This is a genomic window from Nocardioides fonticola (genome assembly GCF_039536805.1).
Classification (GTDB): domain Bacteria; phylum Actinomycetota; class Actinomycetes; order Propionibacteriales; family Nocardioidaceae; genus Nocardioides; species Nocardioides fonticola.
In genome coordinates this window covers 12,335-27,411 of record NZ_BAAAZH010000002.1, presented here as the reverse complement: position 1 = coordinate 27,411, position 15,077 = coordinate 12,335, and the positions used below count along the sequence as shown (strand labels likewise).

The 15,077-nt window shown below is 72.4% G+C and carries 16 protein-coding genes; 4 read left to right on the top strand and 12 right to left on the bottom strand.

The window, feature by feature from the left end:
- Nucleotides 1-34: 34 nt before the first annotated feature.
- Nucleotides 35-328, bottom strand: a complete 294-nt coding sequence (gene groES, locus ABD671_RS01785) for a co-chaperone GroES (RefSeq protein ID WP_344731487.1) — start codon at nt 326-328, stop codon at nt 35-37.
- A 189-nt stretch (nt 329-517) separates the two neighbouring features.
- Here groES and ABD671_RS01780 point away from each other — a divergent pair, with 189 nt between their 5' ends.
- Entirely contained in the window at nt 518-1,678 is a 1,161-nt protein-coding gene (locus tag ABD671_RS01780; protein ID WP_344731486.1) for a class I SAM-dependent methyltransferase, read from the top strand.
- A 118-nt stretch (nt 1,679-1,796) separates the two neighbouring features.
- The gene (locus ABD671_RS01775) at nt 1,797-2,126 is read left to right on the top strand and encodes a hypothetical protein (RefSeq protein WP_344731485.1); all 330 of its coding nucleotides are present in this window, start codon (nt 1,797-1,799) and stop codon (nt 2,124-2,126) included.
- Nucleotides 2,127-2,260: 134 nt separating this feature from the next.
- On the opposite strand, the gene ABD671_RS01770 is transcribed toward ABD671_RS01775, so the two are convergent.
- From ABD671_RS01770 to ABD671_RS01725, 10 genes are all read right to left on the bottom strand, one after another.
- On the bottom strand, nt 2,261-2,905 hold the full coding sequence (locus ABD671_RS01770) for an MBL fold metallo-hydrolase (protein WP_344731484.1): 645 nt from the start codon (nt 2,903-2,905) through the stop codon (nt 2,261-2,263).
- Complete coding sequence (locus ABD671_RS01765; protein WP_344731483.1) at nt 2,905-4,002, bottom strand: S-(hydroxymethyl)mycothiol dehydrogenase; 1,098 nt, start codon at nt 4,000-4,002, stop codon at nt 2,905-2,907. Before ABD671_RS01765 ends, ABD671_RS01770 begins: the two co-directional genes overlap by 1 nt.
- Nucleotides 4,003-4,099: 97 nt before the next feature.
- Nucleotides 4,100-5,155, bottom strand: a complete 1,056-nt coding sequence (tsaD, locus tag ABD671_RS01760) for a tRNA (adenosine(37)-N6)-threonylcarbamoyltransferase complex transferase subunit TsaD (RefSeq protein ID WP_344731482.1) — start codon at nt 5,153-5,155, stop codon at nt 4,100-4,102.
- A gap of 17 nt (nt 5,156-5,172) precedes the next feature.
- Entirely contained in the window at nt 5,173-5,634 is a 462-nt protein-coding gene (gene rimI / locus ABD671_RS01755) for a ribosomal protein S18-alanine N-acetyltransferase (protein ID WP_344731481.1), read from the bottom strand.
- Nucleotides 5,631-6,278 carry a tRNA (adenosine(37)-N6)-threonylcarbamoyltransferase complex dimerization subunit type 1 TsaB gene (gene tsaB / locus ABD671_RS01750; protein ID WP_344731480.1) on the bottom strand — a complete coding sequence of 216 codons (648 nt, stop codon included), beginning with the start codon at nt 6,276-6,278 and terminating at the stop codon, nt 5,631-5,633. Before tsaB ends, rimI begins: the two co-directional genes overlap by 4 nt.
- A gap of 10 nt (nt 6,279-6,288) precedes the next feature.
- Nucleotides 6,289-7,623, bottom strand: a complete 1,335-nt coding sequence (locus ABD671_RS01745) for a serpin family protein (RefSeq protein WP_344731479.1) — start codon at nt 7,621-7,623, stop codon at nt 6,289-6,291.
- A 49-nt stretch (nt 7,624-7,672) separates the two neighbouring features.
- Nucleotides 7,673-8,476 carry an ABC transporter permease gene (locus ABD671_RS01740; protein WP_344731478.1) on the bottom strand — a complete coding sequence of 268 codons (804 nt, stop codon included), beginning with the start codon at nt 8,474-8,476 and terminating at the stop codon, nt 7,673-7,675.
- Nucleotides 8,473-9,333: an ABC transporter permease gene (locus ABD671_RS01735; protein WP_344731477.1), complete on the bottom strand. Its 861-nt coding sequence runs from the start codon at nt 9,331-9,333 to the stop codon at nt 8,473-8,475. Before ABD671_RS01735 ends, ABD671_RS01740 begins: the two co-directional genes overlap by 4 nt.
- Before the next feature lie 12 nt (nt 9,334-9,345).
- Nucleotides 9,346-10,482, bottom strand: a complete 1,137-nt coding sequence (locus ABD671_RS01730; RefSeq protein ID WP_344731476.1) for an ABC transporter ATP-binding protein — start codon at nt 10,480-10,482, stop codon at nt 9,346-9,348.
- Nucleotides 10,466-11,659, bottom strand: coding sequence for a polyamine ABC transporter substrate-binding protein (locus ABD671_RS01725; RefSeq protein WP_344731475.1), 1,194 nt, complete (start codon nt 11,657-11,659; stop codon nt 10,466-10,468). Before ABD671_RS01725 ends, ABD671_RS01730 begins: the two co-directional genes overlap by 17 nt.
- A 159-nt stretch (nt 11,660-11,818) precedes the next feature.
- On the opposite strand from ABD671_RS01725, the gene ABD671_RS01720 reads away from it, so the two are divergent.
- The gene (locus tag ABD671_RS01720; protein WP_344731474.1) at nt 11,819-12,295 is read left to right on the top strand and encodes an Lrp/AsnC family transcriptional regulator; all 477 of its coding nucleotides are present in this window, start codon (nt 11,819-11,821) and stop codon (nt 12,293-12,295) included.
- Between the two features lies 1 nt (nt 12,296).
- Nucleotides 12,297-13,679 carry an NAD(P)/FAD-dependent oxidoreductase gene (locus tag ABD671_RS01715; RefSeq protein ID WP_344731473.1) on the top strand — a complete coding sequence of 461 codons (1,383 nt, stop codon included), beginning with the start codon at nt 12,297-12,299 and terminating at the stop codon, nt 13,677-13,679.
- On the opposite strand, the gene ABD671_RS01710 is transcribed toward ABD671_RS01715, so the two are convergent.
- On the bottom strand, nt 13,641-15,077 hold the full coding sequence (locus tag ABD671_RS01710; RefSeq protein ID WP_344731472.1) for a M1 family metallopeptidase: 1,437 nt from the start codon (nt 15,075-15,077) through the stop codon (nt 13,641-13,643). The genes ABD671_RS01715 and ABD671_RS01710 overlap by 39 nt on opposite strands.

Genomic DNA, 15,077 nt, shown 5'->3' with positions numbered 1-15,077 from the left:
CCGGGCCGCTGTCAGCGGCCCGGATGGAGGGACTTCAGGAGACGACCGCCAGGACGTCGCGGGCCGAGAGGATGAGGTACTCGGCGCCGGCGTACTTGACCTCGGTGCCGCCGTACTTGCTGTAGATGACCTTGTCGCCCACGGCGACGTCGAGCGGCACGCGGTTGCCGTTGTCGTCGATGCGGCCGGGACCGATGGCGACGACCTCGCCCTCCTGCGGCTTCTCCTTGGCGGTGTCCGGGATGACCAGACCCGACGCGGTGGTCTGCTCGGCCTCGAGGGGCTTGACGACGATGCGGTCCTCGAGCGGCTTGATGTTGACCGACACTTCTGATCGACCTTTCGCTTCTGACAACGTGGTAGCGATGGATGTCCGGTGCCCGCCTGGCCGGGACGCCGTCGCGGGGGTCGTCCCGGAGCCGGCAGGCGCTGGCACACTCGACGGGAGAGTGCCAACCAGAAACTAGCACTCACCTCGGTGGAGTGCCAGAGCGGGTCGGCCTGGCAGGATCGCGGGGTGGACCTCGACGCCTTCCGCTGGCTGCTCACCCCGCCCGGGCAGGCGTTGCTCGAGCAGGCCGCGGCCCTCGCCGGGGAACCGCCGCTGCGAGCCCAGACCGTGCTGCGGCGCGGCGCCGATCCCGCCCACGTGGCCGCCGCCCTCACCCAGGTCGAGCTGCGCACCCGCGCCGTGGCGAAGTTCGGCGAGCAGGCCCACCTCCTCTACTTCACCCCCGACGGGCTCGAGCAGGCCACCCGCGCCCGGGTGGCGGCCCACCGCGCCGCCCGGCTCCGGGCCTTCGGCGCCCGCAGCCTCCTCGACCTCGGCTGCGGCATCGGCGGCGATCTCATGGCCGCGGCCGCCACCGGCGTCGTGTGCGCGGGCATCGACCTCGACCCCGTGCGGGTGGAGGTCGCCCGCGCCAACCTCGCCGCCCTCGGCCTGGAAGGCGCCGTCATGGTGGCCGACGCCGCCGACGTCGACCCCACCCCCTTCGACGTGGTGTTCGTCGACCCGGCCCGTCGCAGCGGCCGCGGCCGTTCCTTCGACCCCGCCGACTGGACGCCGTCCTGGACCCTCGTGGAGGCGCTGCTGCGCCGCGACGCCTGCGCGAAGGTCGCACCCGGCATCCCCCACGACCTCGTGCCCGACGGCGTCGAGGCCGAGTGGGTGAGCGACGCGGGCGAGGTGAAGGAGGCGGCGCTGTGGTCGGGGCGCCTGGCCACCACCGCGCGGCGGGCGACCGTCATCGGCGAGCGCGGCCTGGCCACCCTCACCGACGAGGACGACCCCGGCGCCGGCGTGCGTGCCCTCGGCAGCCACCTCTACGAGCCCGACGGCGCGGTGATCCGAGCGGGCCTGGTGACCGCCGTGGCCGCCCGGCTGGACGGCGGCCTGCTCGACGAGCACATCGCCTACGTCACCACCGACACGCCGTCCCCCACGCCGTTCGCGCGCGGCTACGAGGTGCTCGAGGAGCTCCCCTACCGGGAGAAGGCGCTGCGCGCGGCGCTGCGCGAGCGCGGCATCGGACGGCTCACGATCAAGAAGCGCGGCGTCGAGGTGGTGCCCGAGCAGCTGCGGCGCCGTCTCGACCTCAGCGGCGATGCCGAGGCCACGATCGTGCTCACGCGGGTCGCCGGCGAGGGCACCTGCCTGCTCGTGCGGCCGATCTGAGCCTCCCAGGCGGGCCGGAGCGGGCGCACAGCCCCGGCACAGCGGGCCCGATCAAGCTCGGAGGCGTCAGCACCTCCACCCGGGCGGCCCGCCGCCCCGAGCCGACCGTGAGCCACCCATGTCGATCGATCACCTGGACCCGAAGGCCCTCCCGGGTGCGCGGGACGACGCGACGCCGTCCGTGCGGCGGATCCGCGTCACGCGCCGACTCGGGTCCCGCCGGATCCTGATCGACGTCGAGGTGCCCGGTCGGGGCGGGCCCGCGCGGGTGGAGGTGCTGCGCCACGGCGAATCGATCGGCGTCCGGGATTGGAGGCGGCTCGAGCCCGGGCACCATCTGCTGCGCGTGCGGCTGGCCCGCGGCGTCCTGGCCGGCCCGGCGCTCGTGCTGACGTCGGTCGACGCGCGGACGGCCCCGCCCGAGCGGATCTTCGTGCCCGCGCGCTGAGGGGTCGCCGTCGGCGAGCCGCTGTCCCTTCAGCATCATCAGCCCCATCGGACAGGGGAAACTGCCCGGAATCGGGCTCCGGGCGGCCGATTTCGGCAGGTTTCCCCGGCCGGCCGGGGAAACCTGCCGCCGGCTCAGGCCCCCAGCAACTCCGCCTCGGCCCCGATCGTGGTGTCCTCCCCGTGCCCGGTGTGGACGACGGTGTCGGCGGGCAGCCCGAACAGCTTGGCGCGGATCGAGGCCTCCAGGGTCGGCCGGTCGGAGAAGGAGCGACCGGTGGCGCCGGGACCGCCGTGGAAGAGGGTGTCGCCGGTGAAGACGCAGCCCAGCGCGGGCGCCGAGAAGCACACCGCACCGGGCGCGTGACCGGGCGTGTGGAGCGCGGTCAGCGTGACGGCGTCGTCGCCGGAGCCCACCGTGACGGTGACGCCGTCGGCGAGGTCGAGGTCCCACAGGTGCTCGCCGGTCTCGGCGTCGCCGTGGGTGAGCTCCCACAGCGGGCGCTCGTCGGGGTGCAGCATGATCGGCGCGGTCACCCGCTCGCGCAGCGCCGGCGCCATGCGGCAGTGGTCGTCGTGCGCGTGGGTCAGCAGGATCGCCTTCACCCGCCGCGCCCCCACGACGCCGAGGATCGCCTCGACGTCGTGCGGGGCGTCGATGACGACGCACTCGTCGTCGTCACCCACGACCCAGATGTTGTTCTCGACCTCGAAGGTCTCACCGTCGAGGCTGAAGGTGCCGGCGGCGGTGCCGTGGTCGACGCGGACGGCACCGGCCATCAGAGGACCACCACCGAGCGCAGGACGTCGCCGTGGTGCATCTTCTCGAAGGCGGCCTCGACGTCGCCGAGCGCGATCTCCTCGGTGACGAACGCGTCGAGGTCGAGGCGACCCTGGCGGTAGAGGTCGACGAGCATCGGGAAGTCGCGGCTGGGCAGGCAGTCGCCGTACCAGGAGGACTTCAGCGAGCCGCCGCGACCGAAGACGTCGATGAGCGGGATGTCGGGCACCTTCATGTCCGGCGTCGGGACGCCGACGAGCACCACGGTGCCGGCGAGGTCGCGGGCGTAGAACGCCTGCTTCCAGGTCTCGGGGCGGCCCACGGCGTCGATGACGACGTCGGCGCCGTTGCCGCCGGTGAGCTCCTGGATCGCGGCGACCGCGTCGGTGGCCGAGGAGTCGACGGTGTGGGTGGCACCCATCGCCTTCGCCTTCTTGAGCTTCTTGGGGTCGATGTCGACGGCGATGATGGTGTGGGCGCCGGCGAGCGCGGAGCCGGCGATCGCGGCCACGCCGACGCCGCCGCAGCCGATGACCGCCACCGACTTGCCGCGACCCACCGCACCGGTGTTGATGGCGGCACCGAGGCCGGCCATCACGCCGCAGCCGAGCAGGCCGACGGCGGCCGGACGGGCCTCGGGGTCGACCTTCGTGCACTGGCCGGCCGCCACCAGGGTCTTCTCGGCGAACGCGCCGATGCCCAGCGCGGGCGAGAGCTCGGTGCCGGCGTCCGGTCCGTCGGCGAGCGTCATCTTCTGGGTCGCGTTGTGGGTGGCGAAGCAGTACCAGGGCTCGCCGCGGTCGCAGGCGCGACAGTTGCCGCACACCGCGCGCCAGTTCAGGACGACGAAGTCGCCGGGGGCGACGTCGGTGACGCCGGGGCCGACCGCCTCGACGATGCCGGCCGCCTCGTGACCCAGCAGGAAGGGGAACTCGTCGTTGATGCCGCCCTCGCGGTAGTGCAGGTCGGTGTGGCAGACCCCGCACGCCTGGATCTTCACCACGGCCTCGCCCGGGCCCGGGTCGGGGATGTTGATGGTGACCATCTCGACCGGCGCGCCCTTGGCGCGGGCGACGATCGCCTGGACCTGCTGCATGGTTCCTCCTGGGAAGCGTTCTCCGCGGCCACGAACGTGGCCTCGCTCACGCTCACCCTAGGGGTCCGCGAAAACCCCCGACAGGGATCGACGCGGGTCAGCCGGCCAGCACGCTGGTGACCGGCAGCGAGGAGTCCGCGGGCAGGTCGAGGGACGACGGCATGCGCCCGCGCGCGACCATCTCGGCGCCGAGCGCGGCGACCATCGCGCCGTTGTCGGTGCACAGCCCCGGACGCGGCACCCGCACCCGGATGCCGAGCTTCGCGGCGCGCTCCTCGGCGAGCCCGCGCAGCCGTGAGTTGGCCGCGACGCCACCGCCGATGAGCAGGTCGTCGATGCCCTCGGACGCCGCCGCGTCGAGCGCCTTGCGCACCAGCACGTCGCAGACGGCCTCCTGGAAAGAGGCCGCCACGTCGTTGACCGGCACCGGCTCGCCGCTGCGCTCGCAGGCCTCGACCCACCGGGCCACCGCGGTCTTGAGCCCGGAGAAGGAGAAGTCGAATCGGTGCCGCTCTAGGTCGCGCCGCGAGGTCAAACCCCGCGGGAAGTCGATCGCCACCGTGTCGCCCTCGCGGGCGGCGCGGTCGATGTGCGGGCCGCCCGGGAACGGCAGCCCGAGCAGGCGGGCGACCTTGTCGAAGGCCTCGCCGGCGGCGTCGTCGATGGTGGAACCCATCGGCACGACGCCCTCGTTGGAGGCCACGTCGGTGACCCGCAGCAGGCTGGAGTGACCGCCGCTGACGAGCATCGCGATGCACGGCTCGGGCAGGGCGCCGTGCTCGAGCTGGTCGACGGCGACGTGCGCGGCGAGGTGGTTGACGCCGTACAGCGGCTTTCCGAGCCCGAAGGCCAGGGCCTTGGCCGACGCGACGCCCACGAGCAGCGCACCGGCGAGGCCGGGGCCGTGGGTGACGGCGACGGCGTCGATGTCGGCCAGCCGCACGCCGGCGGTCTCGCACGCCCGCTCGATGGTGGGCACCATCGCCTCGAGGTGGGCACGGCTCGCGACCTCGGGGACGACGCCGCCGAACCGCGCGTGCTCCTCGACGCTGCTCGCCACGGCGTCCGCGAGCAGGGTGTGGCCGCGCACGATGCCGACACCGGTCTCGTCGCACGAGGTCTCGATGCCCAGCACCAGGGGTCCGTCGCTCATCTGCTCCATCCTCTCCCTCACGACCAGCTGCACGCAGGGCCCAGGCCCAGGCGCATGACGACGGCGGTCGAGCCGTCGGTGTAGTAGCGGGGCCGCCGGTCGACCTCGACGAGGCCGCGGGCGGCGTAGAAGGCCTGCGCCCCGTGGTTGTCCTCGCGGACCTCGAGCAGCAGGCGGTCGGCGCGTTCGGCCCGACCGGCCTCGACGACGGCGTCGAGGAGCGCGGTGGCGACGCCGCCGCGCCGGTGCTCGGGCGCCACGGAGATGCGTTGCAGCTCGGCGATGTCGGCCACGATGCTGGCGACCGCGTGCCCCACGACCGCGCCGTCCGCCTCGGCCACCAGGTAGCGCACCGTCGGCAGTCCGCCGCGGATGCCGTCGGCGACCAGCGTCGGCGACCAGGCGTCGACGCCGAGGTTGGCCTGCTCGAGGGCGACGACCGCCTCGATGTCGTCCTCGGTGGCGGCGCGCACGATCACGAGACCTGCTTGCGTGCGCCGGGTGCCTCGGCGTCGGGACGGCGCAGGTACAGAGGCTCGGGGTCGCGCAGCTCGGCGAGCTCCTCGGTGACGGCGCGCGCGAGCCAGCCGGCGCTGGGCCGCTGCGGCCCGAGCCCGCCGGGGAGCAGATCGGGGTACAGGGTGGCGCCCTCGCCGACGATCGGCAGACCGGCGACCCGCTCGGCGAGGTCGGCGGGCCGCTCGACGACCGGCCCGTCGAGGCGGACGCCGTCGGCGTCGTAGGTGGCCATGTAGACCTCGCGGCGGCGGGCGTCGGTGGCCACGGCGAAGGGCGCCGAGACGACGCTGGTGCGCACGGCCTCGACGGCGAGGACGTCGAGGGAGCACACGCCGTAGACCGGCAGCTCCAGCACGTGGGCCAGGGTGCGTGCGGTGACCAGGCCGACGCGCAGGCCGGTGAACGGGCCGGGGCCGACCCCGACGCCGAGCGCGGTGAGGTCGTGCCGGTAGGCGCCGACCGAGGCCAGGGCGCGTTCGATGAGCGGCGCGAGCTGCTCGCCGTGCTTCATCGGCTGCTCGGAGACGAGCTCGGCGACGACGTCCTCGCCGTCGTGGAGGGCGACGCTCACCTGGGGCGAGGAGGTGTCGAAGGTCAGCAGCACGCCCGCGAGGTTACCGGGGGTCGGCGCACCAACCCACGAAGAGGGGGACGCCGTCGTCGGTGTGCACGCAGAAGAGGAACGGCCGGTCGGCGGCCACCTCGCGCTCGGGCGGCACCTCGGCGGTCGTGGTCTCCATGACGATCGCCGTCGCGGCCGCGGCCTCGGTGCCCGACTCGTCGACGGCGATGAAGACCTGGTGCAGCACGTCGGCGATGCGCAGCGACTCCTGGGTCGTCATGCCGGAGAAGTCGGCGTCGTCGCTGAAGGCGAGCGGCATGCCGGCCTCGGCGAGCGCGCTCGACAGGCTGCGCTGGGTGCGGAAGCGCCAGCGCGGCAGCCGCAGCGTCGCCGGTACCGGTTCGGTGGACAGCAGCTCCGTGAGCCGCCCGTCGGCCACGGCCGCGGCGACGGCGTCCGGCTCGCCGCGCGGGACGACGACCGTCATGGCCAGGCGTCCGCCGGCGTAGAGCACCTGGGCCGTCGACCAGTCGCCGGTCACCGCACTGCGGGCCACCGTCGCACGCATCATCGGCACCGGCACCACCGCGCCGTCGGCGAGGGTGAAGTCGGCGTCCTGGGTCAGCGTCTTGTCGAACTCCTTCGCCCACGGCGCCTTGAGGTAGAGGGCGTTGACGAGCGTCATCCGGGTGTCGGGGGTGAAGGCGCCGGGAGGGATGATCTCCTCGATCCGGTCGCGGGTCTGCGCCGCCGTCCACTCGTTGACGGCGGCGCGCGCACCTTCGGGGTCGCCGGCGAAGTCGACGGTGCGCACGCCGGTGCCGAAGTCGCGGGCGAGGATGTCGAGAAACGGCTGCTGCCAGGCGACGTCGTGCTGACCGAAGACCTGGTCGGCCGTGGCGAGCTCGATGGACCGCTCGTCGGGGTCGTCCGGCACCGGACCCGCCCGATCCTCCAGGTCGAGCGCGGCGGCGTTGCAGCCGGCCGCCAGAGCGGGGACGTCGTCGGCGCCGAGGACGTCGAGCATCTCGCGGCGGGTGGCGCCGGCGGCACCGGCGGTGGCCATGCCGAGCGCCATGGCCACCGAGAACGGCGAGAAGGCGCCGTTCGCCCCCGGATCCTCGACCCCGACGCCGAGTCCGGCCCAGAGCGGGGCGACGAGGGCCGCGACCGCCTCGGCTCCGGTGCGCAGCGCGGCCGGGTCGGCGGCCTGACGCTCGACCGGCGAGCTCACCAGTCGCAGCGGCCCGGCATCGGCGTCGGCCGGGCCGGGGTCACCGCCGCTGCCGCCGTCACCGCAGGACGTGAGGGCCGGGGCCGCGACGGCGAGGGCGCCCAGCGACAGGAGTCGGCGACGGGTCAGGACGAGGATCGGCGTGCTCCGCATGTCCCTGCGACGCGGGGCCGGCGGCGGCGGTTCCCGGCTCGACCGGTGGTCAGCCGGCGCCGAGGGCCTTCGCGCGACGCCGGCTGTTGAGCTCGCCGATGAGCACGACGCTGACCGAGATGACGAACATCAAGGTGCCCACCGCGTTGACCTGCATCGGCACGCCTCGTTGCGCCACGCCCCAGACGTACATGGGGAAGGTGGTGGTGGTGCCGGCGTTGAGGTTGGTGACGATGAAGTCGTCGAACGACAGCGAGAAGCTGAGCAGCGCGGCCCCGAGGATGCCGGGGAAGACCAGCGGGAAGGTGACCCGCCAGAACGTCTGCTGCGGCGTGGCGTAGAGGTCCATCGCGGCCTGCTCCAGGACGTCGTCCATGCCGGCCAGGCGCGAGCGCACGGTGACGACGACGAAGGAGAGGCAGAACATCACGTGGGCGATGAAGATCGTCCAGAAGCCCAGCTGACCGCCGAAGCCGGCGGCGACGAAGAGGGCCAGCAGCGAGGAGCCCATGACGATCTCGGGCGAGGCCATCGGCAGGAAGATCAGCAGGTTCGCCGAACTGCGGCCGGCGAAGTCGTGACGCACCAGCGCGAAGGCGGCCAGCGTGCCCAGCAGGGTCGCGACGAAGGTGGCGAGCAGGCCGATCTCGATGCTGCGCACGAGCGCGGCGCACATGCCCTCGGCGCCGCAGAAGTTGGTCCAGTTGTCGAGGGTGAAGCCGTCGAAGCGGTAGACGTTGCGGGTCGCCGGAGCGTTGAAGCTCATCAGCACCACGACGAAGATCGGCACGAACATGTAGAGCAGCACCGCGAGCCCGCCGATGAGCACGAGGTTGCGACGGATCCAGCTCACAGCAGTTCCTCCGTCCCCGCGCGGCGCACGTAGACGAGCACCAGCGCGACGATCAGAACCATCAGCATCACCGAGAGCGCGGCCGCCGAGGGGTAGTCGCCGGCATCGGTGAACTGGCTCTGGATGACCGACCCGATGACCCGCTGGTTCGGGCCGCCGAGCAGCCGCGCGTTGATGTAGTCGCCGACCGCCGGGATGAAGGTGAGCAGCGTGCCGGACACCACGCCCGGCAGCGACAGCGGCCAGGTGACCTTGAAGAACCCGACGAACGGGTTGGCGTACAGATCGGCCGAGGCCTCGATGAGCCGGTGGTCGATCTTGTCGATGCTCGCGTAGAGCGGCAGCACCATGAACGGCAGGAAGTTGTAGGTGAGACCGGCGACCACGGCCACCCAGGTGTTGAGCAGACGGCCGTCGGAACCGAGGATGTGCAGCGTCTGGAGGGTGTTCACCACGAAGCCGTCGTCGGCGAGCAGCAGCTTCCAGGAGAGCGTGCGCAGCAGGAAGCTGGTGAAGAACGGCGCGACGACGAGCACCAGCAGGAGGTTCTTCCAGCGTCCGGCCTTGAAGGCGATCGCGTAGGCGAGCACGTAGCCGAGCACCAGGCAGAACGCGGTGGCCAGGACGCCGTACCAGAGCGCCCGCAGCAGGGGCTCCCAGTACTCCTGGATCGCGGTGACGTAGTTCGAGACGTGGTACGTCATGTCGTAGCCGCGGAAGTCCGACCCACCGGGGTCGAAGAGGCTCGTGGCGACGAGGGAGTAGAGCGGGACGACGAAGAAGATCGCCAGCCAGGCCAGGGTCGGGATCAGCAGCAGGTAGCCGGTGCGCCCGCGCCGTCGGGTGAACTCAGCCATCGCGCCGGCCCCTCACGCGTCGACCTTCTGGGCACCGGCATCGGCGTCCTGGGAGATGTCGAGGAGGAAGGCGTACTCGGGACGCCACGACAGCTCGACCCGCTCCCCCACCCCGAAGATCCGAGCCCGGCCGGTGTTCTGCTGGAAGACCTGGAGTTCCTGGCCCCACGGCATCCGCACGAGGTACTGGGTGGAGACGCCGACGAAGCTGACGTCGGAGACGACGCCGCCGGGGATGGTGTTGCCGGGGGCGTCGAGCTCGGCACCCTCCTCGCCGATGAGCACCTTCTCCGGTCGGATGCCGACCCAGCCCTTGTCGCCCGCGGTGTGGCTGCGTCCGGTGGGGATCGAGACGTTGATGCCGTGCATGTCGACGGTGACGATGTCGGCCGCCCGGTTCAGGACGGCGCCCTCGATGAGGTTCGACTGGCCGAGGAAGTTCGCCACGAAGGTGCTGCGCGGGTTCTCGTAGAGCTCCGCGGGCGCCCCCATCTGCTCGATGATGCCCTTGTTCATCACCGCGACGGTGTCGGCCATCGTCATGGCCTCCTCCTGGTCGTGGGTGACGTGCACGAAGGTGAGGCCGACCTCGTCCTGGATGCGCTTGATCTCGATCTGCATCGAACGGCGCAGCTTGAGGTCGAGCGCGCCGAGCGGCTCGTCGAGCAGGAGCACCTCGGGCTGGTTGATGAGCGCCCGGGCGAGCGCGACCCGCTGCTGCTGGCCACCGGAGAGCTGCGCCGGCTTCTTGCGGGCCTGCGAGCTCAGCTCCACGAGTTCGAGCATCTCGGTGACCTGCGCGTCGACGTCCGACCTCTTGCGCCGCCGCAGGCCGAAGGCGACGTTCTCGAAGATGTCGAGGTGCGGGAAGAGCGCGTAGCTCTGGAAGACGGTGTTGACCGGCCGCTGGTAGGGCTTGGCGTAGGTGATGTCCTGCCCGGCCAGCGTGATCGAACCGGACGTCGGGGTCTCCAGGCCCGCGATCATCCGCAGCGTCGTCGTCTTGCCGCACCCGGAGGGTCCGAGGAGCGCGAAGAACGTGCCGCGCGGCACGTCGAGATCGAGGTGGTCGACGGCCGTGAAGGTCGCGAACTCCTTGGTCAGCTGCGTGATCCGCAGCCCGTCGTACCCGTCACCCGCCTGAGACATCGGCCCAGTCCCCTTCGTACTCGTTCTGCTGCTGGTCGGTCAGAGGCATCATCGAGAAGGTCCCGGCGAGCATGTCGTCGTCGGGGAAGATCAGGGGGTTGTCGACCAGGGACGGATCGATCTTCTCCATCTCCTGCTGCGCCCCCTTCACCGGGCAGATGTAGTTGACGTACGCGGCGAGCTTCGCGGCCACCGCGGGGTCGTAGTAGTAGTTCATCCACGCCTCGGCGTTGGCCTGATGGGTCGCCTGGTTCGGGATGATCATGTTGTCGCTCCAGAGCGAGAGGCCCTCCTCCGGCGTGACGAACTTGATGTCGGGGTTGTCGTACTGCAACTGGATGACGTCGCCCGACCAGGCCTCGCAGGCCAGGATGTTCCCGGCGGCGAGGTCCTGGGTGTAGTCGTTGCCGGTGAACGCGCGGATCTGCCCCGAGGCGACGGCCTTGCGCAGGTACTCGATCGCGTTGCCCCACTCGGTGTCGTCGAAGTCGGTGGGGTCGGCACCGGTGACCTTGAGCATGAAGGCCATCGTGTCGCGCATCTCGGTGAGCAGCGTGACCCGGCCCGTGAGGTCGGAGCGGGTCATCAGCTCGGAGAAGCTGCGCACCTCCTTGACCTTCGCGGCGTTGTAGGCGATGCCGGTCAGGCCGGTCTGCCACGGGGCGTGGTAGATCAGGTCGGGGTCCCACGGCCGGTTGCGCAGTGCGTCGAGCAGGTTGTCCTGGACGTTGGGGATGTTCTTCTTGTCCATCGGCTGGATCCAGCCCAGGCCCACCATCCGCGCGGCCATCCAGTCGGTCATGGTGATGATGTCGCGGCCGATCGGCTGACAGCTGCCGAGCTGGTTGCGCACCTTCGCGTAGAACTCGGCGTTGTCGTTGATGTCGTCGGTGTAGCTGACGGTGATGCCGGTCTCGCGCTGGAAGGTCTGGAAGGTGCCGTCCGGCTTCTTCTTCGAGTCGATGTAGGCCGGCCAGTTGGAGATGATCATCCGCTTGTCGGTGGCCGACACGTCGACCGCACGGCAGGTCGCGGGGTCCTGGGCCGCGCCGGCGACCCCGAAGAACGGCAGCTTGAGCGCGCCCGCGCTGGCCCCGGCGAACGCCGCGGCGCCGGCCCCGGCGAGCAGATGTCGGCGGGTGAGCCCTCGGGTGCGGGGGGACAGCGGATCGGGCATCGGACTCCTCGACGGGATGGACGGCCGTGAGGCTCGGATCGTGTCATGCCACGGGGGGTACGACAAGGGATACCGTCGGGACGAAACCTGATCGCAACGAAATGCGATGGTTGGGCGATCCGTGACGACGAGACCACGCGAGCGGGTAGGTTCACCCCCATGCCGTCGCCGAAGAACGCGAGCACACGGTTGGAGCTCGACGAGACCTCCAAGGCCATCATCGAGCAGCTCCAGCAGAACGGCCGCCGCTCCTACGCCGCCATCGGCAAGGCGGTCGGTCTCTCCGAGGCCGCCGTGCGCCAGCGCGTGCAACGCCTCACCGACTCCGGCGTCATCCAGGTCGTCGCCGTCACCGATCCCCTCCAGCTCGGGTTCTCCCGCCAGGCGATGATCGGTCTGAAGGTCAGCGGACCCCTGGAGCCGGTCGCCGACGCCGTGGCCGACCTGCCGGAGGTCGACTACGTCGTCATCACCGCGGGCTCCTTCGACCTGCTGCTCGAGATCGTCTGCGAGGACGACGACCACCTGCTGGAGATCCTCAGCTCGCGCATCCGCAGCATCCCCGGCGTGGTGTCCTCGGAGACCTTCATGTACCTCCACCTGCGCAAGCAGACCTACTCGTGGGGCGTGCGCTGAGATGAGCGCCACCGGTCGCCCCGACCGCCTCTCGCTGTGGCACGAGACGGCCGGTGACGACTGGACGCCGCGCCCGTCCCTGCCCGGCAGCACCGACGTCGACGTCGCGATCGTCGGCGCCGGGTACACCGGCCTGTGGACCGCCTACTACCTCGCCGAGGCCGATCCCACCCTGCGCATCGCCGTCCTGGAGGCCGAGGTCGCCGGCTTCGGGGCCTCGGGCCGCAACGGCGGCTGGTGCTCGGCGCTGTTCCCGGCCTCCCTCGACACCCTGGCCGCCACGGCCGGGCGCTCCGGGGCCCTCGCCCAGCACGCGGCGATGCGCGACAGCGTCGCCGAGGTGCTGCGGGTGGCCGACGCCGAGGGCATCGACGCCCAGGCCGCGCACGGCGGCACCGTGGTGCTCGCCCGCTCGCGTCCGCAGTGGCAGCGCGCCCGGCGCGAGGTCGCCCACGCCCGCTCCTGGGGTCGCGGCGAGGACGACGTCGTCCTGCTCGACGCCGCGACCGCCCGCGCCCGCCTCGATGCCGCCGACACGCGTGGCGCGACCTTCACCCCCGACTGCGCGGCGATCCATCCCGCCCGCCTGGTGCGCGGCCTCGCGCGTGCGGTCGAGGCCCGCGGGGTGCGGCTGTACGAGAACACCCGGGTGCGGCGCATCGAGCCGGGAGTCGCGATCACCGAGCACGGCGATGTGCGGGCCGAGGTCGTCGTCCGGGCCACGGAGGGCTACACGCCGGGGCTGGCGGGCCTCGAGCGCGCCATCGTGCCGGTCTACTCCCTCATCATCGCCACCGAGCCGCTCAGCGCGGCGACGTGGGAGCGCATCGGCCTGCGCGAGCGGGAGACCTTCTCCGACCACCGCCACCTCATCGTCTACGGACAGCGCACCGCCGACGACCGCCTGGTGTTCGGCGGTCGCGGTGCGCCCTACCACTGGCGCTCACGGGTCCGGCCGGAGTTCGACCGCGACACCGACGTCTTCGCCGGCCTCTACGCCACCCTCGTCGAGATGTTCCCGGTGCTCGCGGGCACCGCGGTCACCCACGCCTGGGGCGGCGCGCTGGGCATCGCCCGCGACTGGCAGGCCTCGGTCGGGCTCGACCGCACCACCGGACTGGCGTGGGCCGGGGGCTACGTCGGCGACGGCGTGAGCACCACCAACCTCGCCGGCCGCACCCTGTGCGACCTCGTGCTGCGACGCGAGTCCGAGCTCACCCGGCTCCCGTGGGTCGGACACCGCTCGCCGGAGTGGGAGCGCGAACCGCTGCGCTGGTTGGGCATCAACCTCGGCCTGCGGGCGATGACCTGGGCCGACGCCGAGGAGTCGGTGACCCGCTCGCCCTCACTGCTCGCGAAGGCCGTCGCGCCGCTGCTCGGCTGAGGGGCCGAGCCCGAACTCCGCCGTCGGGGAGGGCGCGTGGTCGGCCCGCAGCCACGCGTCGAAGAAGGTCGCGAGGTCCTGGCCCGAGATCCGCTCGGCCGTCTCCTCGAAGGCCGGCGTGCTGGCCGGGCGGGTGCGGTGCGCCCAGACCCGCAGCAGCCGCTGGAAGGGCTCGGCTCCGATCCGCGTGCGCAGGGCCTGCACCGCCATCGCGCCCCGCAGGTAGACCGGCCAGGCGAAGAGGGCATCGGGGCCGGGGTCGTCGAGCCGCAGCTCCCAGAACGGGTCGCCCGCCGAGCTGTGCTCCTCGTACCGCGCCCGCAGCCAGCGGGTCATCGACGCACCGCCGCGGGCCGCGCCCCAGCGGGTCTCGAGGTAGGTGGCCAGGCCCTCGTTGAGCCAGATGTCGCGCCAGCGGCGCACCGGCACGGCGTCCCCGAACCACTGGTGCGCGAGCTCGTGCACCAGCGTCGGCAGCGGATCGGGGACGACGGCCGGATGGATCGGCCGGGTCTGGGTCTCCAGGGCGAAGCCGAGGTCGAGGCCGGTGACGACGCCGCCGAGGTCGGCGAACGGGTACGGCGTCCGCAGCACCTGCTGGAGCCACCGCACGGCCTCCGGTGTGCGGCCGAGCAGGTCGAGGGCGCTGCGCCTCCGCGCCGCCGGCAGAGTGCCGCTGACGGCGATCCGCATCGGCCGCCCCAGCGCCCGCGTGACCCGCTCGCGGTAGGGCCCGACGGCGAGGAGCACCAGGTAGGGGGCGACCGGGTCGACGAAGCGCCAGTGCCGGGTCCGCCAGTCGCCGGCACGGGTCTGCGCGAGCAGCCGACCGCCGCTGATCGAGGTGAGCCGGCCGCGGGCGGGCACGGTGATGCGCAGATCGACCCGCGCCCGGTCGGTCGGCCGGTCGTCGGCGGGGAACCACCACGCGGCGGCATGGGGTTCGCCGGCCACGACGCTCTCGACGCCGTCGGTGACGAAGGGGCGTTCAGAGGATGGGCCCACGCGTCCGGGACGGCCCGCGTAGGCGACCTCGACCCGATGCGAGGAGCCGCACTGCCAGGCCCGCGGTGGGCGGATCGCGAGGTCGCCGGCCTCCTGGCGCCACGACACCTCGCGGCCGTCGACGCGCACACGGTGCACCGGCAGCCACAGGTCGAGGTGCACGGTGCGCAGCGTCGTCCGAGCGGTCACGGCAAGGGTCGCGCGGCCGGCGAGGCGGCCGACGCGGGGGTCGTGACGCACCGCGATGTCGTAGTGGACGACATCGAGCCCGCGCTGGCCGTCATCGGGGAAGTAGGGGTCGACCGGGGTCGTGGTGGCGGCAGCTCGCCCGGAGGCGGGGGTGAGGAGCAACGGGACGGCGAGCAGCGCCGCGAGCACGGACCGGATCGCCAC